The 1062-nt window shown below is 33.8% G+C and carries 1 protein-coding gene; it reads right to left on the minus strand.

Annotation, left to right across the window (positions count from 1 at the left end; all coding sequences use genetic code 11):
- Nucleotides 1-654 precede the first annotated feature (654 nt).
- A complete protein-coding gene (locus tag BM390_RS15210; protein ID WP_062323127.1) occupies nt 655-993 on the minus strand; it encodes a hypothetical protein in 339 nt (112 codons plus the stop codon).
- Between the last annotated feature and the right edge of the window lie 69 nt (nt 994-1062).

The raw sequence follows: 1062 nt of genomic DNA on the forward strand, positions 1-1062 counted from the left end.
ATTCATCTTGAAACAAATAGTAAAGAGACTTATCTAAAGATTACACGCTTACTAAAAGCAAGTTTATGGGATTCTCCTGATATGTGGATAAGTGCAATTCAAGGGAAATCAGTGCCGTGAAGCATCTAACTATCTGTCGCTCTGAATTTTAAAATAGTTAAAAAATGGATGATCACTACCTTTATTTGAATGCTTCCTTTTTTGTCAAAAAAATAATTGAAACTTGTTGAGAATATTCTAATTATATTTATGCGACGCTAGTGACACCATTTTAAATTATAGTTTAACCGATTATAAAAACGCTGATATTATCCTTGATTGCTGCTACTTAACTCAATTAATCAGCCGTTCCATGAGATTCATGTCATGAATGCACTCCTATTCATGGTGGGGAGGATCTCAAGAAATACCATTGCCTGTGGATATCAAAATTTTTAAGAATTATAAAGACCGAATGTGACGCTGTTTTTAGTTGTCATATATAATCAAAACTAGTTAAACCTGTACCTAAAAAACAACCATTCAAGCAGCATAATACCACTTGAATGTTTGGCGAATACACAATTAAAATTACCGACAAAAATTCTGATCAACGTCATTTGACTAAGAGACAAAATAACGTGCGAGTGTCTATTTTTACGTGATCATTGCTATTTAGCTTTCTTTAATCAGTTCCTTGTACTCTTCTACATCATCAAATGCCGTTGAAGAGTATCCTGGTATAAGGCTTGTATTCACTAAATGAATGGGCTTATCATTATTGAGCTTTTCTATAACTATATCAAAAGAGTTCTCTTTATTTAATGTGAGTTCAATATTTTGCATATCACCCGCCAAATAATATACATTATCTTTCTTTAATTGATACGTTCCTCGATCAACTTCCCTGCTATCAATATATTGAACAAAGCTGTTTTCTTCTGGTTGAAAACTAAATTGAACAACATATCTGTCTATCGTTTCAGTTTGAATATTGCGGACAAAAAGAGCCACTTAAGCGGAGTTTAGAGCCACTGAATGCATGAAATAGAGCCACCGAGGGCGGAGAGAGAGCCAATCGGC

This window comes from Halolactibacillus miurensis, assembly GCF_900116255.1.
Classification (GTDB): Bacteria; Bacillota; Bacilli; order Bacillales; family Amphibacillaceae; genus Halolactibacillus; species Halolactibacillus miurensis.